Source organism: Brevibacterium album DSM 18261 (assembly GCF_000426445.1).
GTDB lineage: Bacteria > Actinomycetota > Actinomycetes > Actinomycetales > Brevibacteriaceae > Brevibacterium > Brevibacterium album.
Genome location: NZ_AUFJ01000015.1, coordinates 87,565 through 109,619, shown reverse-complemented (window position 1 = coordinate 109,619; position 22,055 = coordinate 87,565). Strand labels below are relative to the sequence as shown.

At 68.4% G+C, this 22,055-nt stretch carries 17 protein-coding genes and 1 riboswitch; of the genes, 13 read left to right on the top strand and 4 right to left on the bottom strand.

The window, feature by feature from the left end; genetic code table 11:
• The first annotated feature begins 273 nt into the window (after positions 1-273).
• Positions 274-1,476, top strand: a complete 1,203-nt coding sequence (locus K318_RS0112745) for a CaiB/BaiF CoA transferase family protein (RefSeq protein WP_211233329.1) — start codon at positions 274-276, stop codon at positions 1,474-1,476.
• A gap of 100 nt (positions 1,477-1,576) precedes the next feature.
• Complete coding sequence (locus K318_RS0112740; RefSeq protein ID WP_029089762.1) at positions 1,577-3,136, top strand: PucR family transcriptional regulator; 1,560 nt, start codon at positions 1,577-1,579, stop codon at positions 3,134-3,136.
• 12 nt (positions 3,137-3,148) lie between these two features.
• On the opposite strand, the gene K318_RS0112735 is transcribed toward K318_RS0112740, so the two are convergent.
• The gene (locus K318_RS0112735; protein ID WP_035281902.1) at positions 3,149-4,009 is read right to left on the bottom strand and encodes a PaaI family thioesterase; all 861 of its coding nucleotides are present in this window, start codon (positions 4,007-4,009) and stop codon (positions 3,149-3,151) included.
• Positions 4,010-4,227: 218 nt separating this feature from the next.
• Here K318_RS0112735 and K318_RS0112730 point away from each other — a divergent pair, with 218 nt between their 5' ends.
• Together K318_RS0112730 and K318_RS21740 are read left to right on the top strand one after the other, a co-directional pair.
• The gene (locus tag K318_RS0112730; protein WP_029089760.1) at positions 4,228-4,959 is read left to right on the top strand and encodes a haloacid dehalogenase type II; all 732 of its coding nucleotides are present in this window, start codon (positions 4,228-4,230) and stop codon (positions 4,957-4,959) included.
• A gap of 229 nt (positions 4,960-5,188) precedes the next feature.
• The gene (locus K318_RS21740) at positions 5,189-8,245 is read left to right on the top strand and encodes an FAD-binding and (Fe-S)-binding domain-containing protein (RefSeq protein WP_245579902.1); all 3,057 of its coding nucleotides are present in this window, start codon (positions 5,189-5,191) and stop codon (positions 8,243-8,245) included.
• Between the two features lie 15 nt (positions 8,246-8,260).
• Here K318_RS21740 and K318_RS0112720 read toward each other — a convergent pair whose 3' ends face one another.
• A complete protein-coding gene (locus tag K318_RS0112720) occupies positions 8,261-9,835 on the bottom strand; it encodes a SulP family inorganic anion transporter (RefSeq protein WP_029089759.1) in 1,575 nt (524 codons plus the stop codon).
• 215 nt (positions 9,836-10,050) lie between these two features.
• Here K318_RS0112720 and K318_RS0112715 point away from each other — a divergent pair, with 215 nt between their 5' ends.
• Both K318_RS0112715 and K318_RS0112710 read left to right on the top strand, forming a co-directional pair.
• Complete coding sequence (locus K318_RS0112715; protein ID WP_029089758.1) at positions 10,051-10,524, top strand: MerR family transcriptional regulator; 474 nt, start codon at positions 10,051-10,053, stop codon at positions 10,522-10,524.
• Positions 10,521-11,591: a hypothetical protein gene (locus K318_RS0112710; protein ID WP_084500172.1), complete on the top strand. Its 1,071-nt coding sequence runs from the start codon at positions 10,521-10,523 to the stop codon at positions 11,589-11,591. Before K318_RS0112715 ends, K318_RS0112710 begins: the two co-directional genes overlap by 4 nt.
• Before the next feature lie 97 nt (positions 11,592-11,688).
• On the opposite strand, the gene K318_RS0112705 is transcribed toward K318_RS0112710, so the two are convergent.
• Positions 11,689-12,648: a phosphotriesterase family protein gene (locus tag K318_RS0112705; protein WP_029089756.1), complete on the bottom strand. Its 960-nt coding sequence runs from the start codon at positions 12,646-12,648 to the stop codon at positions 11,689-11,691.
• Between the two features lie 230 nt (positions 12,649-12,878).
• Positions 12,879-12,993: riboswitch (SAM riboswitch) on the top strand.
• Between the two features lie 6 nt (positions 12,994-12,999).
• Between K318_RS0112705 and K318_RS21735 the strand changes: the two genes are divergently transcribed.
• From K318_RS21735 to K318_RS0112685, 4 genes are read left to right on the top strand one after another with little or no spacing between them, the layout of a single operon-like run.
• On the top strand, positions 13,000-13,959 hold the full coding sequence (locus K318_RS21735) for a methionine ABC transporter ATP-binding protein (RefSeq protein WP_084500170.1): 960 nt from the start codon (positions 13,000-13,002) through the stop codon (positions 13,957-13,959).
• On the top strand, positions 13,959-14,621 hold the full coding sequence (locus tag K318_RS0112695; RefSeq protein ID WP_084500169.1) for a methionine ABC transporter permease: 663 nt from the start codon (positions 13,959-13,961) through the stop codon (positions 14,619-14,621). Before K318_RS21735 ends, K318_RS0112695 begins: the two co-directional genes overlap by 1 nt.
• A gap of 58 nt (positions 14,622-14,679) precedes the next feature.
• The gene (locus tag K318_RS0112690) at positions 14,680-15,582 is read left to right on the top strand and encodes a MetQ/NlpA family ABC transporter substrate-binding protein (RefSeq protein ID WP_029089754.1); all 903 of its coding nucleotides are present in this window, start codon (positions 14,680-14,682) and stop codon (positions 15,580-15,582) included.
• A complete protein-coding gene (locus K318_RS0112685) occupies positions 15,579-17,024 on the top strand; it encodes an NtaA/DmoA family FMN-dependent monooxygenase (protein WP_029089753.1) in 1,446 nt (481 codons plus the stop codon). The genes K318_RS0112690 and K318_RS0112685 overlap by 4 nt, the downstream gene beginning before the upstream one ends.
• Positions 17,025-17,162: 138 nt before the next feature.
• Here the strand turns inward: K318_RS0112685 and K318_RS0112680 are convergent, their stop codons facing one another.
• Positions 17,163-17,390, bottom strand: a complete 228-nt coding sequence (locus tag K318_RS0112680) for a hypothetical protein (RefSeq protein WP_029089752.1) — start codon at positions 17,388-17,390, stop codon at positions 17,163-17,165.
• Between the two features lie 167 nt (positions 17,391-17,557).
• Here K318_RS0112680 and K318_RS21730 point away from each other — a divergent pair, with 167 nt between their 5' ends.
• The 3 genes from K318_RS21730 to dctP all read left to right on the top strand — a co-directional run bounded on the left by K318_RS21730 (position 17,558) and on the right by dctP (position 22,039).
• Positions 17,558-18,067, top strand: a complete 510-nt coding sequence (locus tag K318_RS21730) for a Fur family transcriptional regulator (RefSeq protein WP_051297972.1) — start codon at positions 17,558-17,560, stop codon at positions 18,065-18,067.
• Between the two features lie 35 nt (positions 18,068-18,102).
• Entirely contained in the window at positions 18,103-20,427 is a 2,325-nt protein-coding gene (katG, locus tag K318_RS0112670; RefSeq protein ID WP_425393451.1) for a catalase/peroxidase HPI, read from the top strand.
• A 331-nt stretch (positions 20,428-20,758) separates the two neighbouring features.
• Positions 20,759-22,039 carry a TRAP transporter substrate-binding protein DctP gene (gene dctP, locus K318_RS0112665; RefSeq protein ID WP_029089750.1) on the top strand — a complete coding sequence of 427 codons (1,281 nt, stop codon included), beginning with the start codon at positions 20,759-20,761 and terminating at the stop codon, positions 22,037-22,039.
• Positions 22,040-22,055: the final 16 nt, after the last annotated feature.

Sequence of the window (22,055 nt, the reverse complement as noted above, 5' to 3'; positions counted from 1 at the left end):
GGAGGGGGCCGGAGCCTTCGGATGCATGCCTCTCCGCACGAGGTCGGTTGATTCGCTCCGGTCCTGTCCGAGTCAATCGGAGACCCCATCCATCGACCACAGTGATTTCTCCAATGTGAGCCGATCGTCGTCGTGTGATCGTCCGATCCGGATAGCGCTTGGGCAAAGCTCCGAATGAGCATCGACCGCTTTGGAGGAATCTCCGACGCAACGGAGCTGGACTCAGCACAGACTGACGGCACGGTCAGGCACGGTTGCGAACAGGAGCGGGAATTGCAGCAGGACACGGAACAGACGACGGACGCACATCTGCGCACGCCAGCTGGAGGCCCTCTGGCAGGCGTGCGCGTCGTCGAGGTGGGCCAGGCTGTCTGCGCGCCCCTCTGCGCACGCCACCTCGCAGATCTGGGTGCGGATGTGATCAAGGTCGAAGCACACGACGGCGATCTCGCCCGCTCCTACGATTCAGTGGTGAACGGCGAATCCGCCTATTTCGCATGGGCGAACTACGGCAAACGCAGCATCGTCCTCGATCTTCGCGCCGAGGACGGCAGGGAAGCGCTGTCGAAGCTTCTCGTTCGCTCGGATGTCTTCATCCACAATCTCGGCCCCGGCTCAATGGAGCGCCTGGGGTTCGGCCGCGAGGCGGTCAAGGCCCTCAATCCGTCGATAGTCGACTGCTCGATCTCAGGCTTCGGATCGACGGGCCCCATGGCCGACCGCAAAGCGTTCGACCTCCTCGTCCAGGGAGAGGCCGGGCTGATGTCCGTCACCGGCGCTCAGGACGAGCCGGCCAAAGTGGGGATCTCGATCGTGGACATGTGCACTGCGGTCTACGCGCTGTCTGCCATCCAGGCGGCACTGTGGGAGCGGATCACGACCGGCCGCGGGCAGCATATCGAGATGTCACTCCTGGACTCCATCGCGGAGTGGATGATGGCGCCGGCGCTCCACCAGATGCACACGGGGAAGCCCCCGAGGAGGGAAGGAGCCCGGCACAACATGATGGTTCCGTACGGACGGTACCGCACCGGCGCAGAGACGAGCGTGAACTTCGCGATCCAGACCCAGCGCCACTGGCAGCTCCTCTGTGAGGAGGTTCTGCTTGCCCCGGAGCTCACAGCACACGCGGACTTTGCCACCAATGCGAACCGAGTCGCCAACCGCAGAGACCTGGAACCGATGATCGAAGAGCGCCTCACCGCACGTGGGCACGTCTCCGTGGTGGAAGATCTGCTCCGCACCGGGATCCCCTGCGGAGAGGTGAACGATCTGGCGGCGTTCGTCGATCATCCGCAGCTCGCGGAACGCTCACGCTGGAGATCCATCAGGGCAGGTGAGGGCACCACTCGCACGATCGTTCCACCATTCAGCCTCGGCGACCGCGCTCAGGACGAGAGAGCCGAACAGCTCGCCGTCCCGGCGCTGGGCGAGCACACGCAGAGTATCCTGGCCGCACTCGGGGTGCCCGGGTGAGGGCGGGCGGAGATGACCGTCCGGAACATCCGCGCAGAAGCACACGTGCTGTCCAGTGCTGATGCGGCACCCCTCGAAATGACTCGCGGAGGTCGGATCAGTGCTGCTGTCAGAACTCATCCAGACAGTGGGCCAAGGCCCAGTCGCCGTCAGACACCACGGCGCGGTCGACCCCGATCTGGACGAGGTGCTGCTGGATGACGGGGTCTCTTCACTCGGGCCGGGGAAGATCGTCCTGGCGGTTCTGCCGGGCCAGGAGCAAAGCCTCCTGGAGAGCGCGAAGGCACACGGCTGCCAGGCCGTGGTGGTCTCGGCCTCCGCCGCCGTCGACGATCCCGCAGACATCACGGTGCTCGAGACGAGCCTCGGCTGGACCCAGCTGTTCGTCCTGCTGCGCACCATGCTCCTGTCCTCCCATGACGAGGCCAGCAATGACGCGGGGCCCGGATCGGTCCACGGTCTCGCCGATGCCGTCGCGATCATGGTCGGGGGTTCTGTCGTCCTCTACGACCGCGCACACAGGGTCATCGCCTACTCGGTGCAGGGCCATGAGATCGACTCCGTCCGCCGGGACACGATCCTCGGGCGGCGGACCCCGGATCAGTGGATCAGGCGATTCACAGTCGACCGAACGGCCTATGAGACATACGCGAAACCAGGGTCCGTCGTCCGCATGGCGGACTATGCCGACCTTCACACCCGCCTGCGCATCGCCGTCCATGCCGGTGGTGAGACGATAGGAGAGATCTCCGTCGCAGAGGGGAGCGAACCGTTCGCCGCGCATGCGGAGGGAGCACTGCAGCGCGCAGCCGAATTGGCCGTACCGGTGATGCTCCGACACCACCGGTCTCAGAACGTGGAGCGGATCGCCCGCGAAAGCACCGTCAGAGCACTCCTCAGCGGCAGCCCGCTCCCCGCACAGAGAAGCCACGAGGTCCCCTTCGATTCGGGCAGCGGGATCGTCCCGGTGGGCTTCGCGCTCACCGTCCGAGATGCACATAGGATCGGTGCGGTCGAGGACGTCACGGGCGAACGATTCGTCCATTTCCTCACTCTCCATATGAGAAGTGCGGAACCCACGAGTCTCGTTGCAAAGATCGATGACACCTACTGGGCGCTGGTCCCCGGTGAGAGCACCTCCTCGGAGCATCTGCGGTCGATCACCCACACGGCGCTGGCACAGCTGTCACGTATGGGCGTGAGGGCACATGCCGCCATCGGAACTCTGAGCGATTCCAGAGAGGAACTGCCGTTCACCAGCAGGGTCGTCCTGGATCTGCTGGACCTCGGCGCTGACTCACATGGCCAGGTTCTGATGCCGGAGACCAACTGGGCCCAGCTGGTTCTTGCGGCAGCACAGCGAGGGATCCGAGAGAGCGGTGCCCTGCCGGACGGCCCGCTCACCACGATCAGGGACCACGATCGGAAGCACGAGACCGCCTTCATGGAAACGCTGACGGTCTTCCTCGAGGAGTTCGGTTCCGTCTCTGCTGCCGCGACGCGCCTGTACCTCCACCCCAACACACTGCGTCACCGCATGCAGCGGATCCGCGAGATATCCGGGCTGGACCTCAGCGATTCCGATCAGCGGCTGGCCGTGTCCCTCCACCTCGATGCTGCGGCGAAGCACCGACGACGCTGCGCCTCGGGCGAGAGCTGAGCTCCCTCCAGCTCACCGCCTGAACACAGCCGTCACGGTGGCGCACAGACGCTCGCCCTGAGACAGATCAACCGTTGCGAAGAGCACTCTCCGACCTGATCTGCGCACACGCACCTCGGCTTTCAGCTCCTCATCGGTGCCGGCCGCGGAGATGAAGTCGATGGTTCCGGAGACGAGTTCGCAGGCGGAGAAGTCGGCAGCCGTCGCCGCTGCCTGGACGGCGATGGCGAACAGCACACCTCCCTGCACGTTCCCCATGCGGTTGGCCACGGGGGCCGTCGGCCGATACACCAGGCCCGTCTCCGTCTTCTCCGCGCTCTGTTCCAGCAGTGTGCTCCCCCAGGCCTGTTCGGGCGCACCCGCAGCATGACCGCAGACGGCAGCGGCCACACTCTCCGCTTCCGAATCAAGCACCGCGGGTCCATGTGCCTCCTCCGCCGAGGACCCTCGCACGGTTGCAGCATCATCGTCCCAGGGCATGGGCTGATGCGGTCCGTCATACGGCAGCGCCGGGAAGGCGAAGACCCCGAGCGCATCCCCGAGCACCTCCCCGGTTCCGGAGATCAGACGACTGCGGGACACAGCTGTGCGGTCGACATGAGCTGAGGCATCTCCCGTCGCCGCCCGCACCTCGGCAGACGAACCGGGCATCAGCTGAATCGTCATCGAGATCGTGGGCATGGGCAGGCCGGGCCCCAGCTCTCTGCGAAGCGCTCCGCCGAGCGCGAGATCCGCGAGCATGGCCACTTCGAGCACACCAGGACCGCCGGCCATCATGGGCCGGTCCATGTCGAGGGCGAGTGCGAACGTCCCATGTTCTGTCTCATACGGATGGAGACCGGCGAGGTGTCCGAGCGGAGGTGCGCCGCTCACACGACTTGCACGGAGGTCCGCACGCACGGAACTGCAGGAATCGGCAGGTGTTCTGAGGATGCTCATACCCGAATGGTCTCAGCACGGAGATTCTCAGCCTTTGGAGGACCGCACGAAGCGGGGAGGCGCACAGTGAGGATTATGCCAATGCTCACGGACGACGGTGCTCCTAGTCTGAGAGCGCAGCAACGCAGATCCACCGATTCCCAGGAGAGCCAATGAGCGCGGACGACATCAGAGACGTCAAGGCCGTCATGTTCGACTTCTACGGCACCGTCGTAGACATGCAGGGCAGTCTGACCAAGGCCATCACCCCCTACCTCGAGAAGAAGGGCTACACGGAGAACCCGGCGGGCCGGGTCGTCACGTGGTGGCGGCGGACCCACTTCGAGAACTCGATGATCGACGCTCTCCTGCACCGCGATCACACGCCGTACAAGCAGATCGGCTTCGAAGCAGTCGACTACACGCTGGAACGCGCGGGCATCGAGCACACGGATGACGAGGTCCGTGCCCTCGTCCAGGAGATCACGCGGCTCGATCCGTTCCCGGAGGTGGTCGAGGCTCTGCGCAGCATGAAGGACCAGGGTCTCAAGCTGTACATCCTCTCCAACGGGGATCCGGACATGCTCGCCGCCGGGGTGCCGTTCTCCGGCACCGGCGACCTCTGGGACCGGGTGATGTCCGTGTCCGAGGCCGACTCCTTCAAGCCTCATCGCGACACCTATCAGACCGCCGTCTCACTGGTGGGCCTGGGCCGACAGGATGTGCTCTTCGTCGCCAACCACGCCTTCGACTGCATCGGAGCCAAGGCCGCCGGTCTCCGCTCCGCCTTCATCGACCGCCGCAAGCGGCCCTTCGGCAACAGCCGCTACGAGGCGGATGTGACCGTCTCGCACATGGGTGAGCTCGCGGATCTGCTGGCACGATCGGCACCCGCGACAGAATGACGCCGATGCTGCAGCCGGTGTGCAGAGACCGGCGCAGCGGCCAGTGCTCTCCGGGCGGGGAATCCGTCTCACGTCCGGAGAGCGTCTGTGCCCCTCCTGCGCTCACTCCGGCTTCCGGCTGTTCCGCGCTCGGCTCCTCGCCGTACCCTGGTAGGGCGGGGAATCCGGGGCACGACCCCGTGCTTCGGAGGGCGCTCAACCGTCGTCCACCTATGAGGAAGCCTCAGCCGTGACACAGACCGCGCAAGCAGAAGAGCCGCTCTCCGGTTCCTCTGGGCCGGCTTCGATCGAAGCTCGGTTCCGCACCGACCGGGCCGCGCTCGGCGCCTACGTCTCCGATGCGGGCATCTTCCGACGAGTCCCTGCTGCCGTCTTCGAGCCGGACTCCATACAGGACATCACGGACGCGCTGGCCTGTGCACGCAGCAGAGGCTGGCCGGTCACGGTTCGCGGAGGCGGCACCTCGGTGGCGGGCAATGCCATAGGCGAAGGCCTCATCATCGATGTCTCCCGTTCATTCGACAGAATCCTCGAGATCGATCCGGCAGCACGCACCGCCCGGATTCAGCCCGGCGTGATCTGCGATGATCTGCGGCGCGCAGCCCGTCCGCACGGGCTCACCTACGGCCCGGACCCGTCCACTCACAGCCGGTGCACCGTGGGCGGCATGATCGCCAACAACGCCTGCGGTTCACATTCCCTGGCCTGGGGAACTGCCGCGGAGAACACTGTCGAGCTCACGATCCTGCGCGCCGACGGCTCCCTTGTGACGCTTCGCCGCGGCGACACATCCGATCCGGACCTCACCGCGCAGCTCCGGCAGCTGCGGGACGGGTGGATACGGGAACTCCGGCTGGAGCTGGGGCAGTTCCCCCGCCAGGTCTCCGGCTACGGCCTCCACCACCTGCTGGAGGAGAACGGCTTCGACACAGCCAAGGCGTTCGCCGGCAGCGAGGGAACGCTCGGGATCATCGTCGAGGCCGTGGTCCGGCTTGTCCCCGCACCTGCCCATACGGCGCTTGCCGTGCTCGCCTTCGAAGACGTCTTCGCCGCAGCGGCAGCCGCGCCGCTCACTCGCCGGCCGCACGTGTCCACCAGCGAGGGAATGGGCGGCGATCTTCTCGCTGCTCTCCGCATGTCTCAGGGAGCCGAGGCCGGAGCACTTCTTCCGGGCACCGCACACTCAGTGCAGGGCGAGGCCGGACCGGCTGGAGGCTGGCTCTACTGCGAGACGACGGGAGACACGGCAGCACAGGCGCAGGAGCGGGCGTCCGAGCTGCTCGCCGAGTTCTCCGCCCGCACCGAGCATCCCGCAGTCGCAGGGGTCGTGGTCGACGGTCCGGAGGAGATGCGGGCACTGTGGAAGATCCGCGAATCGGCCGCCGGTCTCGTCACACGTCTGCCCGGAGGTGACGAGGCCTGGCCCAGCTGGGAGGACTCGGCGGTTCCCCCGGAGCACCTCGCCGACTACCTCCGCGATCTCTACGCCCTGCTGGATTCGCACGGTCTCAAGGGCATTCCCTTCGGACACTTCGGTGAGGGCTGCGTCCATATCCGCATCTCCTTCGATCTGAGTTCGGAGGAAGGCCTGGCAGTCTTCCGCGCCTTCATGGACGATGCAGCTGCAGCAGTCGCCCGCCATGGCGGCTCGCTCTCCGGGGAGCACGGCGACGGACGTGCGCGGTCCGCCCTGCTGCCGCACATGTACAGTCGGCGCGCCCTGGCCGCGTTCGCACGGGTGAAGGAGATCTTCGACCCCGAGTCGGTCCTCAACCCCGGTGTCCTCGTCGATCCCGAGCCTCTCGATCAGGGGGTGCGGCCGGGACCGGGACAGAGGAGGTTCGAGTTCCTGCCCATCCACGATCTCGCTCGGGACCGCGGATCGCTGGTGAACGCCGTCAACCGCTGCGTGGGCGTGGGGCTCTGCCGATCCGATGACGACGCGATGTGCCCCTCCTTCCAGGTCACCGGCGATGAGGTCCACTCCACCCGAGGCCGTGCGCGAGTGCTCTCGGAGATGTTCCGCGGCGAGCTCTACCCGGAGGGCACCGATTCCCAGGATGTCAGAGACGCTCTCGATCTGTGCCTGTCCTGCCATGCGTGCGCTTCGGAATGCCCAGTGAATGTGGACATGTCCACGTACAAAGCCGAATTCCTGCAGCAGCACTATTCGGGCAGGCGGCGCCCCATGTCGCACTTCTCCATGGGCTGGCTGCCGCTCACCAGCCATCTGCTGCACGCGGTGCCCGGAGCAGCGGCAGTGGTCAACGCCGCGCTCTCGTTCACACCGCTGGAGAAGCTCGCCATGCGGCTGGGCGGCGTGGACACCTCGCGGTCCATGATCACGTTCTCACCCGTCAGCTTCCAGAGGCTGATCAGGAGACGACGGTTCAGGCGCTCTCAGCAGGAGCACGCCTCACGGCATTCGGCGACTGAACAGGTGAGCCGAGCGCTGCGCATACAGCGAGCACGACACCTTCAGACCACTCGTGCGAACACCGCAGCGACCGTGATCCTCTGGCCCGATTCCTTCACCAACCATATGGACACTGCTGTTGCCACGGACGCGCACACTGTGCTCACGGCAATGGGCTGCGACGTGGTGGTGCCTTCCGGCTTCGTGTGCTGCGGACTGACATGGCACTCCACCGGCCAGCTCACGACTGCACAGAAGGTGCTCCGGCATTCACTGGACAGACTGGGCCCGTGGCTAGACGGTTCGACTCCGGTGGTGGTGCTCGAACCGTCCTGCGCCTCGATGCTCGCCGAGGAGGCCTCGCGTCTGCTCAGCGATGATCCACGGGCAGCAGCACTGTCCGGACAGATCCGCACACTGGGCGAGTTCGTGGACTCACATGCGCAGACGGTCGAAGAGCAGGCTGGCCGGGCACCTGACGAGCAGACTGCCGCCTGGCCGTTCGAGAGGATCAGCGGAGAAGCTCTGTCTCAGGTCCACTGCCACGAACGGTCCCGGCGTGCGCACGGAGGGACGGAATCCGTGCTCGCGCGGCTGGGTGTGGACGAATCCACCATTGAGACCGGATGCTGCGGCCTTGCCGGCAACTGGGGCTTCGAACCCGGGCATGCCGCGATGTCACGAGAACTGGGAGAGCGCGAACTCCTCCCCCGGATCCGCGGCCTCGACAAGGAGATCCCCGTCCTGGCAGACGGCTTCTCCTGCCGCACTCAGATCAGAGACGAGCTCACCCCCGCCGAACGTGGGGACAGAGAAGGGATGCACCTGGCACAGCTTCTCCGGCGTGCTCTTCCTTCTCACCCTCGATGACGCAGGCCTCACCCGTCAGCGGAATGCGCTCAGTCGCTCCCGCATCCGGCGGCTCGCCTCGTTGAGCCCCACGATCTCGACGGTCTTGCCGTGCTGTGCGTACTTCTCCGTCACGGAGTCCAGCGCGCCCACCGTCGAGTAGTCCCACACATGGGAGCGGTCCATGTCGATGACCACGCGCTCCGGGTCGCCCGCATAGTCGAACATCGTGTAGAGGTCGTTGGAGGAGGCGAAGAACAGCTCGCCGGTGACGGTGTACCGGGCAACCACCCCGGCCGCTCCCGCCTCGGCGGCATCCGCAGCCCCGACAGCCCCTCCCCCGGCGTCCGCAGCGCTGTCACCCGCAGCACCGGCCGGCAGCAGTTCGCGCTCGACCTGCACGAAATGGGCCACGCGGTTGGCGAACGCGACCATCGCCACGAGCACCCCCAGCACCACGCCCACTGCGAGGTTGTGGGTCCACACGGTGCCCACGACCGTCACGGTCATGACGGTGAGCTCGGACTTGGGCATCCTCCTCAGCGTCGCCGGGCTGATCGAATGCCAGTCGAAGGTCGCCCAGGACACGAAGATCATCACCGCCACGAGGGCGGCCATCGGGATGAGCGCGACGATGTCGCCCAGCACCACCACCAGGATCAGCAGGAACACGCCGGCGAGGAAGGTCGAGAGCCGCGTGCGCGCACCCGAGGCCCGGACGTTGATCATCGTCTGCCCGATCATGGCGCAGCCGCCCATCCCACCGAAGAATCCCGTGACCACGTTCGCCACGCCCTGTCCCCACGCCTCGCGGGTCTTGTTCGAGCGCGTATCCGTGATGTCGTCCACGAGCTTGGCCGTCATGAGCGATTCGAGCAGTCCCACGAGCGCCATGCCGAGCGCGTACGGGGCGATGACCTGGAACGTCTCGAAGGTCAGGGGCACATCGGGCAGGAACAGGACCGGCAGGGAGTCCGGCAGCTCGCCCTTGTCCCCCACCGTGGGCACCTGCCAGCCCGCCGCCGCGACGACCGCGGTGAGCACCACGATCGCCACGAGCGGAGCCGGCACCGCCGAAGTCAGCCTCGGCAGCAGGAACACGATGAGGAGGCCTGCCGCGGTGAGCGGGTAGACGAGCCACGGCACGCCGAGGAGCTCGGGCACCTGCGAGGAGAAGATGAGGATCGCGAGCGCGTTGACGAAGCCCACCATCACCTGGCGCGGGATGAAGCGCATGAGGCGGGCCGCCCCCAGCAGCGCGAGCACCACCTGGAAGATCCCGGCGAGGATGACGGCGGCGATGAGGTGCTGGAGCCCGTGCGAGGCCATGAGCGGAGCGATGACGAGCGCCACGGCACCCGTGGCCGCGGAGATCATCGCGGGCCGCCCGCCCAGCACGGCCGTCGTCACGGCCATCGTGAAGGAGGCGAAGAGGCCCACCCGCGGGTCCACCCCGGCGATGACGGAGAACGCGATCGCCTCGGGGATGAGGGCGAGCGCGACCACGAGACCGCCGAGCACCTCGGTCCTGAGCCAGCCGGGCCGTCGCAGGGTCGCGCGCACGCTCTGCCGCTCCTCGGGCGAGAACTGGTCGGGGGAGGTCTCGGACACGGCTGCTCCTGGGTCTCGGTGCGGGGAGTCTCTTGCGGGGAGGTCTTGGTGCGGGGAGGCGACCGCGCTCCAACATTGACGCGGCGTGAAGGTTCAGCGGCAACCTTATCCTCACGTTAAGGTTGGGGCCAAACGAGGAGCGCCGCACCGAAGGGCGCGACGCGCAGGACAGCGGCCGGAGAGCCGCAGCACACCACCGCGGGGGGATCCGGTCCATGCACATCGGAGAGATGGCCGAGCGCTCGGGCCTGTCGTCACGCACGCTGCGCCATTACGAGAGCATCGGCCTCATTCCGCCCACCGGCCGCACCGAGGGCGGCTACCGCCTGTACACGGAGGAGGACCTGCGCCGCCTCATGACGATCCGCCGGATGAAGGCACTCAGCTTCTCCACGGCGGAGATGGGCGAGCTGCTGGCGCTGCTCGACGTCATCGAGGCGGAGACGGGCGCGGACACCGGGGCCGAGACGGGCCCTGAGGCGAGGGCTGACGCTGAGGCAGCGGTAATTGCCGATGCGACCGCAGAGACCGGAACAGGTGTCAGGACCCACACCTCCCTCACCGAGGAGCAGGCGCGCGCACGGCTCCTGGCGATGCAGTCCGAGGCACGCGCCCGGCGCGAGAAGCTCGCCCGGCAGGTGGAGCGCGCCGATGAGTTCCTCGGCATCCTCCGCGATCGCCTCGCATGAGGCGCCCGCGACGCCGCTCGCCGTGGGCCCGCGGCACCTCGGAGCGCGGCGCCTCGGACCACAGGGATCGCCGCCACAGCGCTCCCCACCACAGCGCATCCTTCCTGTCCCGCGACTCCCTCGAACGGCACCAGGTGTGGTGGTATCTCATCGCGGTGCCGACCGGCGCGGCCCTCGGGCTCATGCTCCCGGGACCTGCTTCCCGCCTCGGCGATGCCGTCTGGCCGGTGCTCGCGGTGCTGCTGTTCGCCACGTTCGCCCAGGTCAGCGTCCGGGACATCCCGCGGGCCCTGCGCGACCGCCGGTTCCTCACCGCCGCGCTCCTCGCGAACTTCGCCCTCGTCCCGCTGCTCGTCGCGGGCCTCGTGCGAGTGGTGCCGCAGGACGAGCCGCTGGTGCTCGGACTCCTGCTCGTGCTCCTCGTGCCCTGCACGGACTGGTTCCTCACCTTCACCCACCTGGGCGGCGGTGATGCGGCGCGCGCCTCGGCCCTCACTCCCCTCACGCTGGGCCTGCAGCTCCTGCTACTGCCGGTATACCTCAGCCTGTTCACCGGCTTCGACATGAGCGGCGTCTTCGGCCCCGCCGCGCTGGCGCCGGCGCTGTGGGTGCTGGGGCTGCCGCTCGCAGCCGCCCTCGCCGCCGAGGCCGCCTCGCCGCGCCTGCCCTCCCTCGGCCGGCTGCGGGAGGGTTCGGGCGTCCTGCCGGTTCCCCTGCTGGCGCTCGTGCTGCTGATCGTCGCGGCCTCGCACATCACGCAGGTGTCGCGGAGCCTCGCGGTGCTGCCCTGGGTGCTCCTGGTGTCGCTGCTCTACCTCGCAGGGGCACTCGCGATCGCCGTGCTCGTCGCCCGTGCGATGCGCCTGCCCACGGCTCAGGGGAGGACGCTCGCCTTCTCCCTCTCCACGCGGAACTCCTTCATCGTCCTGCCGTTCGCACTCTCGCTGCCCGCGGGCTGGGAGGTGACGGCCGCCGTCATCGTCACGCAGTCGCTCCTCGAGCTGTGCGCCATGATTGCGTGCGTGAGGATCGTGCCACGCACGCTGTTCCGGGAGCTGAGCGTATGAATGGGCCTCCGACGTCTGGCACCTTCTGACGCCGGAGGCACCCAGCCACCTGCCTCGGGCGTCAGGAAGTCCCAGACGGCCCGGACCCCTCACGCCCTCATTCGAAGTACCGCCGGATGTTGTGCACCAGCATCGTCTCGATCTGCTCGTCCGTGACGCCCCTCTGCCGGAGCGCAGGCAGCACGTCCTCACTGATGTGGCGGAAGTTCCACTGCGGGGAGACCTGCTCCTTCGCCTCCGGGTCGAACCAGTCGATGAAGCAGGAGGCGTCGTGGGCGAGGACCATGGACTCCGCATAGCCGGCCTCGGCGAGCTTCGCGACCGTGTCCACGCGCTCCTCGAACGGCAGGAGCACATTGAGGCCGAACCTGTCCATCCCCAGCAGGGAGCCCGCATCCGCGAGCTCCTTGAGGTAGTCGAGGTCCGTGGAGTCGCCGGAATGGCCGATCACCACCTTCGTGAGGTCCGCGCCCTCCTCCCGCAGCACCTGCTGCGCCACGAGGCCCGAGCGTGTATGGGGGTTCGTGTGGACGGTGATGGGCGCCCCGGTGCGCACGTGTGCCTGGGCCACGGCCCGCATGACGCGTTCCACCCCGGGGGTGAGGCCCTGCTGCTCGATGGCGCACTTGAGGAAGGCCGCGCGGACGCCGGTGTCGGCGATCCCCTCCGTGAGATCGCGGACGAAGAGCTCCGTGAGCGGCTCGGGCTGGTCGAAGAGGAGTCCGGGGCCCGAGTAGTGGAACTGGAAGGGGACCTCGTTGTAGGTGTAGAGGCCCGTCGCCGCGACGATCGTGAGGTCCACCTGCTCGGCGATCCGCTGGATGCGGGGGATGTATCTGCCCAGGCCGATGACGGTGGGGTCGAGGATCGTGTCGATGCCGAGCGCCTGCAGCTCGCCGAGGTCTTCGACCGCCTTGGCGACCATCGCGTCCTCGTCCCAGTCGTCCTGGTAGTTGATCCGGTATTCCTCACCGAGGACGAAGACGTGCTCGTGCGCGAGCGTCCTCCCCAGTTCCGCACTGTCCACCGGACCCGTGACCGTCTGCACCTCTGCCATCGCGATACCTCCTGCCGTGCAGCCACATCGTCGTGACCTCCCGCGGCGCTGCGGGTGTCCTCACCGTAGCGCAGCGGCGGCGGCGGAGGCGGCCGGCGGCACCTCGGCGGCTGCCTGCGAGTGTGTAGGAGCGGCACTTCCGCCTCGCAGAATCCGCCTCCACCGTGACGAATCGTGACACCGGCGATGTGCTCGCGAGGCGTCAGGTCCCAGGATCGTGCACTGTAGGAGTGCCATCCAGAGCGACTGAGAGATCTGGCTCGTCGACGTCGCAGCAACCGCCGCAGGAGCATGCGCAGCGCATGCACCCACCGGAACCGGTGCTAACGCCAGAGCCGATGGAGTGATGTGATGATTTCCCTTCGCCGTGTCTCGACCCGCTTTCCCACCCGGGGCGGGAGCACAGTGCTCGCCGTGGACGATGTGAGCCTGGAGGTGCCGCGCGGCAGCATCCAGGGGATCATCGGCTTCTCCGGAGCCGGGAAATCCACCCTGCTGCGCAACATCAATCTTCTGGAGCGCCCCACCTCCGGCGAGGTCTGGGTGGGCGGCACCGAACTGACCTCGCTCAGCGAGGAGGAGCTGCGGAAGGCCCGCCACCAGATCGGCATGATCTTCCAGGGCTTCAACCTCGTCAACAATCTCACGGTGAGCCAGAACGTCGAGCTCTCGCTCAAGTTCGCAGGCGTCCGCGACCGGGCCGAACGCCGCCGGCGTGCCGCGGAGTCCCTCACCATCGTGGACCTCGACGAGAAGGCCGGTTCCCATCCCGCGCAGCTCTCCGGCGGCCAGAAGCAGCGCGTCGCGATCGCCCGCGCTCTCGCCACACGACCCGATGTCCTGCTGTGCGATGAGCCCACCTCCGCACTCGACCCGTTCACCACCGCGAACGTGCTCCAGTACCTCGCCGACATCAACCGCGAACTCGGCATCACGGTGGTCGTCGTCACGCACGAGATGGAGGTCGTCAAGGCCCTCGCGGACCACGTGGCGGTGATGGAGGACGGGCGGGTGGTCGAGTCCTTCTCCGCCGCAGAACTCCGCCACGAGTCCTTCACCCCCACCACCGCGATCGGCCGCTACCTGGTCAGCGACGGCATCCGGATCGACCGAGGGAACAGGACGGAGACCGCCGAGGCCGCAGCCGCCTCCCCGGCAGTCGCCGCGGTCCCAGCGCCGGCGGCGGATCCCGAGCCCGCCTCGGCGAGCGCGCGCTCCGAGGCCCCGGCACCGGCCGAGGTCCCCTCCCCCGGGCCCCGCGCCCACGAGTCCCGCACCCAGGAGCCGGCAGTCACAGGGGGAGCGCTCTGATGGACCGCATCCTCGAACTCCGCGGCGAGCTGCTCCTGGCCCTCGGCGAGACCTTCCTCATGATCGGCGTGGCGATCCCGCTCGCCGTCCTGCTGGGCACTCCCCTGGGCATCTGGCTGTTCACGCACGCGCCCGGCGGCATCTCCCCCTCGCCCAGGGCACATGCGGTGGTGAGCGGCCTCGTGAACATGCTCCGCTCCTTCCCCTTCCTCATCCTGCTCATCGCGATCATCCCGATCACCCGCTTCATCGTGGGCACCACGGTGGGCACGGCCGCCGCGATCGTGCCGCTCACGATCAACGCCATCCCGTACTTCGCACGCCTCGTGGAGCAGAACATCTCGCAGCTGGGGACCGGTGCCGTGGAGGCCTCACGGGCGATGGGCGCCACGCAGGGCCAGATCATCCGCAACGTCCTGCTCGTGGACGCGCGTCCGGGCATCATCGGCTCGATCACCATCACGACCGTCAGCTTCATCTCGTACTCGGCGATGGTGGGCCTCGTGGGCGGGGGCGGGATCGGGGACTTCGCGATCCGCTACGGCTACTACCGCTATGAGACCGCCGTCATGCTCGCCGCCGTGGTCCTCATGGTCCTGCTCGTCACGCTCGTCCAGTGGGGCGGGAACCGGCTGGTCAGGCTCACGGACAAGCGGCTCTGAGCCGGCCTCGGCCCCACCCCTCGCACAGCATTCCCGTCCCGATCCCAGGAGAGACCTCATGTCCCATTCCCGCCCCGCCCCGCCCGCGCTCCCCCGGCGCGGCGGCCTGCTCGCCGCCGTCGCCGTCCTGAGCACCCTGTCGCTCACCGGCTGCGGGCTGGTCCAGGCCGCCGGGAACGACGACACCATCAGCCTCATCGTCACGGAGTCCGCGCCCTACCAGGAGCCCACGGAGATCGCGAAGGAGCTGCTCGCCGAGGAGGGCTGGACGCTCGAGACGACCTATGTCACGGACATCGTCCAGCCCAATCAGGTGGTGAGCCAGGGCGAGTACGACGCCAACTTCTTCCAGCACCAGGCCTACCTGCACCAGTTCAACCAGGACAACGGCACGGACGTGGTGCCCGCGTTCTCCGTCTACTACGCGCCCAGCGGCATCTTCTCCCTGCGCCATGACAGCATCGAGGACCTGCCCGACGGTGCGACCATCTCGCTGCCCGTGGACACCGCCAACAACGGCCGCGGGCTCAAGCTGCTGGCCGAGGCCGGAGCCCTGGAGATCGACGAATCCGTGCCCGTCACCGAGCTCTCGCAGGCGGACATCACGGACAATCCGCGCGATTTCCAGTTCGTCGAGATCGACCAGCAGTCCACCGCGCAGACCCTGCCCGATGTCGACGCCGGTCTCGCCTTCTCGCGCCTGGTCGCGGAAGCCGGGCACAGCGTGGAGGAGACCGCGCTCATCCTCGAGGAGGACGAGGAGACCCGCGTGCCCTACACCAACGTCCTCGCAGTCACGCCGGAGAACCTCGATTCGGAGAAGACCCGCGCGCTGCAGGAGGCCTACCAGTCCCCCGAGGTCGAGCAGTGGTACGCGGACTACCTCGACGGCGCGCTGGACTACGTGGACGCGATCACCGTGGACACCGCGCAGCAGGAATGGGAGGAGTACACCTCATGACCGCACGCCCCCTCATCCTCTCGGCCTTCCTCATGAACACGACCAGCCACATCATCGGCGGTGCCTGGCGCAGGGAGGAGGCCCAGCAGCACCGGTTCAACGAGCTGCGGCTGTGGACCGATCTCGTGCAGGACCTCGAGGCGGCCGGGTTCGACCTCGCGTTCTTCGCGGATGTGGTGGGCGTCTATGGCGACCACGAGGGCGGCTGGGCCTCGCACCTGCGCCGCGGCCTGCAGATCCCCTCGAACGACCCCCTCGTGCTCCTCTCCGCGCTGGCGGCGGTGACGGATCGGATCGGCCTGGCCCTGACCTCGGCGGTCATCCAGGCGCACCCCTTCACGTTCGCCCGGCAGCTGTCCACCCTCGACCACCTCTCCGGCGGCCGCGTGGGCTGGAACGTCGTCACCTCCGCCCTCGACAACGCCCACCGCAACTACGGCGGGGCGGGCCTGGCCGCGCACGGCGACCGCTACGACCTGGCCGAGGAGTACCTCGACCTCTCCTACAAGCTGTGGGAGGGCTCCTGGGAGGACGGGGCTCTGCTCGCGGACAAGACGGCGGAGCACTCCAGGGGTGTGGGTCTGCACGCAGACCCGGAGAAGGTCGCGAAGATCCACCACACCTCCGCGAACTACTCGGTGGAGGGCCCGCACCTCTCCTCCCCCTCGCCGCAGCGCACGCCGTTCCTGTTCCAGGCCGGGTCCTCCCCGCGGGGCCGCGATGTCGCGGCCAGGCACGCCGAGGCGACGTTCTCCATGGCCCCGCGCCGGGACATCGCCGCCGAGCACGCCGCGGACATCCGCCGCCGTGCCGTGGAGCACGGACGCGCGCCGGAGGACGTGAAGTTCATCCAGGGCCTCTCCTTCGTCATCGGCTCCACGGAGGCCGAGGCGCTGGCACTGGCCGCGGACCTCGACGCCTCGATCGACGACGATGCGCTCATCGCGCACACCGGCGGCAGCATGGGCGTGGACCTGGGCTACCTGCCGCTGGACACGCCCATCGGGGAGCTCAGCACGGAGGGCGCTCAGGGACACCTGGCCGAGCTGCGCAAGATGGCCCCGAACGGGAACACGACGCTGCGGGACATGGCCCGCTTCCGCGCCCGCGCCACACGGGTGGTGGGCACGCCGGAGCAGATCGCGGACGAACTCGCAGCCTGGCAGGAGGCCGGCATCGACGGGATCAACGTCATGAACTCGACGCTGCCGGGCAGCTACCGCGAGTTCATCGAGCACGTGCTGCCGGAGCTGCGCAGGCGCGGGCTGGCCCGGACCCCGGAGGAGAAGGACTCCGCCGCCGAGGCGCCGGCCACCCTCCGCGGTGCGCTCACCGGGCAGGACCGCCTGCCGGACACCCACCCGGCCGCCGCCTACCGCGGCGCCTTCCGCGAGTTCAGCGCCGCCGCGACGGAGATCCCGCGCGAGCAGCTGCGGGGCTGAGCGCCCCTGCCCCACCACCCCGTGCCCACCACCCCCTCCCCATCGGGTGAGCGGTTTCTGTCGGATTCAGGTTCTCGATCCGACCGAAACCGCTCACTCAGCGCCGGATGGCGGGGGATGGCGGGGGCAGGGTGGCGGTCACCGCACTGCCGTCTCCACGGGGACGTCGAAGCGGTAGAGGAGCGGCACGCCGTTCGTCAGACCCACGAAGACCGGCCGCCCCACGGGGGTGCGGCCCCGCCTCCAGGCCTCCGCCTCGGCTTCCTCGTCGAGCTTCACGAGACGCTCCCCGCGCTGGTAGAGCGCCTGCACGCGCTTCGCCTCGATCCGATCGGCGGCTTCGATCTCGATCCTCAGCATCGGCATGCCGTCACAGTAGGACGGAGCACCCTGGGAGTTCCCGGCGGCTCATTCTGTGCGTTCCCTGTGAGCCGCGCCCCGTGCTTGTCCTCGCTTCGCACACCCCTCCCCCACGGCCGTTCGCATTCCGGTCACAGTTTGACATCACTCAAATATGCGAACATGCTTGCACTATGCATGCCGAGTCGCCGGCGAACTGGGCCGAACAGGTGAGAGAGGTGGGTCTGCGGGCCACCCCTGGCCGCATCGCGGCCCTGCAGTTCCTGCAGGATCACCCCCACAGCACCGCCGCCGAGGTGCACTCCGGCATCTGCGACGACCTCCCCTCGGTCTCCATGCAGTCGGTGCACAACGTCGTGAACGACCTCAGCGCCCGCGGCGTCCTCCGCCGCATCGACCTGCCCGGTTCCGGCGGCGCGCGCTACGAGACGCGCACCGCGGACAACCACCACCACATGCAGTGCGTGGTGTGCGGGCGGATCGAGGACGTCGAATGCGCCGTCGGGCACGCGCCCTGCCTCACGCCCGCCGAGCCCCACGGCATGCACACGGTGCTCTCCGCGGACGTCGTGTTCCGCGCCGTCTGCCATGCCTGCGCGGACGCGGAGCACGTCAGCGATCCCAGTCCGGAGGGTCGGGCGAACCACAGCGACTCACGCCGCGCCGAGCCCGCTCTGTCCTGAGCTGCGCCTTGGCCCCGGCCTGCTCCGCAGGCCCCATGATTCCCCCTCAGCAGACCAAACCCCTAAAGGAGGAACCCATGTCCGACCAGAGCTCCGGCTGCCCCGTCGTCCACACGGGCGGACAGGCACCCCAGCACGGCCAGGCCCCGCAGGCCGCCCAGGCCGAGCAGAGCGGTGCAGAAGGCCGCCGTCTCGTCCGCCCCACGGAGGGCACCGCCAACCAGCAGTGGTGGCCCAAGCGGCTCAACCTGCGCGTCCTCGCCCACAACCCGCAGGAGATCCGCCCCACGGATGCGGACTTCGACTACGCGCAGGCCTTCGACAGCCTCGACCTCGTGCAGGTGAAGAAGGACATCGAGGAGGTGCTCACCACCTCGCAGGACTGGTGGCCCGCCGACTTCGGCAACTACGGTCCCCTCATCATCCGCATGGCCTGGCACTCGGCCGGCACCTACCGCGCCATGGACGGCCGCGGCGGCGGCGGCACCGGTCAGCAGCGGTTCGCCCCGCTCAACAGCTGGCCGGACAATGCGAATCTCGACAAGGCCCGCCGCGTGCTCTGGCCCGTCAAGAAGAAGTACGGCCAGAGCCTCTCCTGGGCCGACCTCATGATCCTCGCCGGCAACGTCGCGCTCGAGTCGATGGGCTTCGAGACCCTCGGCTTCGGCGGCGGACGCGAGGACGTCTGGGAGCCCGAGGAGGTCTTCTGGGGCGCGGAGGCCGACTGGCTGGGCACGGACGCCCGCTACAGCGGGACCAACCAGACCACGCGCGAGCTGCAGAAGCCCTTCGGTGCGACCACGATGGGCCTCATCTACGTCAACCCGGAGGGGCCCGAGGGCAACCCCGATCCGGCCGCTGCCGCCCACGACATCCGCGAGACCTTCGCCCGCATGAGCATGGACGACGAGGAGACCCTCGCGCTCATCGCCGGCGGTCACACCTTCGGCAAGACCCACGGCGCGGCTCCCGACAACGAGGAGAACGTGGGGCTCGAGCCCGAGGGCGCTCCCATCGAGCAGCAGGGCCTGGGCTGGAAGAACCACAACGGCTCCGGCAAGGGCGACGATCAGATCACCTCGGGCATCGAGGTCACCTGGACCTACCACCCCACCCGCTGGGACAACGAGTTCTTCCACATCCTCTTCGCCTACGAGTGGGAGCCGGTCAAGGGCGAGGGCGGCCACTGGCACTGGCGGCCCAAGGACAACGGCGGCGCGGACATGGTGCCGATGGCGCACTCGGCCGGACGCCGCGAGCCCCGCATGCTCACGACGGACATCTCGCTGCGCGTGGATCCGGCGTACGAGAAGATCGCCCGCCGCTTCAAGGACGACCACAAGGCATTCAGCGATGCCTTCGCCCGCGCCTGGTTCAAGCTCACCCACCGCGACCTCGGCCCCAAGGCCCGCTATGTGGGCCCCGAGGTTCCGGCACAGGACTTCTCCTGGCAGGATCCGCTGCCGGCGCGCGAGGGCGAGCTCATCGGCACTGCCGATGTAGCCGCGCTCAAGCAGGCCGTCCTCGACTCCGGTCTCACGGTCTCGCAGCTGGTGAAGACGGCATGGGCCTCGGCCTCGAGCTTCCGCGGCACCGATAAGCGCGGTGGCGCCAACGGCGCCCGCATCCGCCTCGAGCCCCAGCGCAGCTGGGAGGTCAACGAGCCCTCGCAGCTGGCGGTCGTCCTCGACAGGCTCGAGGCGATCCAGGCCGAGTTCAACGAGCAGAACGCCCCCACTCACGTGTCGCTGGCCGATCTCATCGTGCTCGCGGGCAACGCCGCGGTGGAGCAGGCCGCCGCCGAGGCCGGCATCCGGGTGGAGGTCCCCTTCACCCCGGGCCGCGTGGACGCCTCGCAGGAGCAGACGGACGTCCACTCGATGGGCTTCCTGGAGCCCGAGGCCGACGGCTTCCGCAGCTACCAGCGCGCAGGCCTGGACGTGCCCGCCGAACACCTCCTCGTGGACCGGGCGGAGCTGCTGGAGCTCACCGCGCCGCAGATGACCGCGCTCGTCGGCGGTCTGCGGGTGCTGGGCGCGAACTACCAGGACGCCGCGCACGGTGTGCTCACGGACCGTCCCGGCGTCCTCAGCAACGACTTCTTCGTCAACCTGCTGGAGCTGGGCAACGACTGGGTCCCCGCCAACGAGGACTCGACGCTGTTCCAGTGCCGCGACGCCTCCACCGGCGAGGAGAAGTGGACCGGCACCCGTGCCGACCTCGTGTTCGCCTCGAACTCGGAGCTGCGCGCACTGGCCGAGGTCTACGCCTCCGATGACGCTCGCGAGAAGTTCGTGCGCGATTTCGTCGCCGCCTGGGCGCAGGTGAGCGAGGCCGACCGCTTCGACCTGCACCACTGAGCGGTCCGCGGACGCCGGTGAGGGCTGAGGCCGGGATCACCGCGATCCCGGTCGATGCCCTCAGGTCCGCGGAGCCCGTGCCGCGGGGGACGTGCTGACAGACACCTGCCAGCACTCCCCCCGGCACGGGCTCCGTGCTTTCTGCGTCACACCTGTGCCCTCCCCGGTTTCCTGCGCAGACGGGGCGCAGGCAGAAAATCGAGTTCGCCCTCAACTCTGGTCTCGCTGACGATCTGTCAGTAGTCTGCTGAGTATGCACAGCGACGTGCATCGCGTTCCCCGAGCGGCATCCGCGGGGGAGCGGTCGCTCAGCCCTCACAGAGGAGGACGAATGACACACACGCGAGGATTCGCCCGGACCGGTCCGGTGCTCGCCATGACCGCCGCCGTGGTTCTCACGGCGAGCGCCTGCGCAGGCTCCGCAGGCGAGAGCGACGGCGGGGGAGGGGAGGGCTTCGAGTACGGCGCCTCCCAGGAGGAGGTCGACGCGGTGCTCGCGGACCTCGAGCCGGCGACGATCACCTACCAGGCCGGGGCACAGTCCCCCGAATCCGTGTCCGCCCAGTCGGCCAACGCCTTCAAGGAGTACATCGAGGAGCGCTCCGGCGGGAAGCTCACGGTGGACGTGGTCTGGGGCCAGGCGATCGCCGGCTATGCGGAGATCGACGACGCGCTGGCGGACGGCCGCGTGGACGTCTCCTATTCGCTGCCCATCTACAAACCCGCCGAATACCCCGCATTCGACGCCCTGGCGACGGCCAACGGCGGCATGCCGAACTCGCTGCTGCTGGGCGAGCTGATCGGCAATGCGGCGGTGGTGGACCTGGCCTGGGGCTCCGAGGAGCTGCTCGCGGAGTACGAGGAGAAGGGCCTCTCCCCACTCATGCCCATGATCAGCACGGGCACCTACCACTCGATCTGCACGGACTCCGGCACGGCGCCGGACGACTGGCAGGGCCGCCAGATCCGAGTGGCGAGTGTGGCGCACCAGACCCAGGTCCAGAACCTGGGCGGATCCCCCGTCTCCATGGAGTACGTGGAGGTCTTCGAAGCGCTGCAGCGCGGCACCGTCGACTGCACGTTCGCCCAGCTGCTGCCCTCCGAGGAGTCCGGCCTGTTCGAGGTGGCGCAGAACGTCACTCACACCACCGGTGAGAACAGTCTGTCCGGCCGCTCGGCCGGCGCCAATGTCGCAGGCCGCGGCTATCAGGAGCTGCCGCTGGCGTACCAGCAGATCATCTTCGACTCCTCGGCGAGCGGTTTCGCCACGAGCACCAAGGTGATCGTGGACGGCAATGCGGCGGGCGTGGCGATGCTCAACGAGAACGGGGGAGAGCTCACGGAGATGGACCCGGGCTCGGATGCGCGGATCGGTGAGACCAATGCCGAGCTCATCGCCGGGGTCGAGGAGTCCGGAGTCATCGGCACCGGGGTGCAGGACCGCGTGCAGACGGCCGTGGACAAGTGGACGGGGATCGCCGAGGAGCTGGGCTACGAGGACGGCGGCGGATTCGCCGACATCGACGAGTGGTACACCCCTGGCGACGTCGATTTCCAGCCGATCGCGGACCGGCTGTTCGACGAGGCCATGCTCGACCACCGTCCCAGCTGAGCCCGACGCCGATCCC

Excerpts from the sequence above, each read along its gene's own strand:
- K318_RS0112730 (WP_029089760.1), top strand. The coding sequence starts at position 4,228 with ATGAGCGCGGACGACATCAGAGACGTCAAGGCCGTCATGTTCGACTTC.
- K318_RS0112715 (WP_029089758.1), top strand. The coding sequence starts at position 10,051 with ATGCACATCGGAGAGATGGCCGAGCGCTCGGGCCTGTCGTCACGCACG.
- K318_RS0112710 (WP_084500172.1), top strand. The coding sequence starts at position 10,521 with ATGAGGCGCCCGCGACGCCGCTCGCCGTGGGCCCGCGGCACCTCGGAG.
- K318_RS0112705 (WP_029089756.1), bottom strand. The coding sequence starts at position 12,648 with ATGGCAGAGGTGCAGACGGTCACGGGTCCGGTGGACAGTGCGGAACTG.
- K318_RS21735 (WP_084500170.1), top strand. The coding sequence starts at position 13,000 with ATGATTTCCCTTCGCCGTGTCTCGACCCGCTTTCCCACCCGGGGCGGG.
- K318_RS0112695 (WP_084500169.1), top strand. The coding sequence starts at position 13,959 with ATGGACCGCATCCTCGAACTCCGCGGCGAGCTGCTCCTGGCCCTCGGC.
- K318_RS0112690 (WP_029089754.1), top strand. The coding sequence starts at position 14,680 with ATGTCCCATTCCCGCCCCGCCCCGCCCGCGCTCCCCCGGCGCGGCGGC.
- K318_RS0112685 (WP_029089753.1), top strand. The coding sequence starts at position 15,579 with ATGACCGCACGCCCCCTCATCCTCTCGGCCTTCCTCATGAACACGACC.
- K318_RS0112680 (WP_029089752.1), bottom strand. The coding sequence starts at position 17,390 with ATGCCGATGCTGAGGATCGAGATCGAAGCCGCCGATCGGATCGAGGCG.
- K318_RS21730 (WP_051297972.1), top strand. The coding sequence starts at position 17,558 with ATGCATGCCGAGTCGCCGGCGAACTGGGCCGAACAGGTGAGAGAGGTG.
- katG (WP_425393451.1), top strand. The coding sequence starts at position 18,103 with ATGATTCCCCCTCAGCAGACCAAACCCCTAAAGGAGGAACCCATGTCC.
- dctP (WP_029089750.1), top strand. The coding sequence starts at position 20,759 with ATGACACACACGCGAGGATTCGCCCGGACCGGTCCGGTGCTCGCCATG.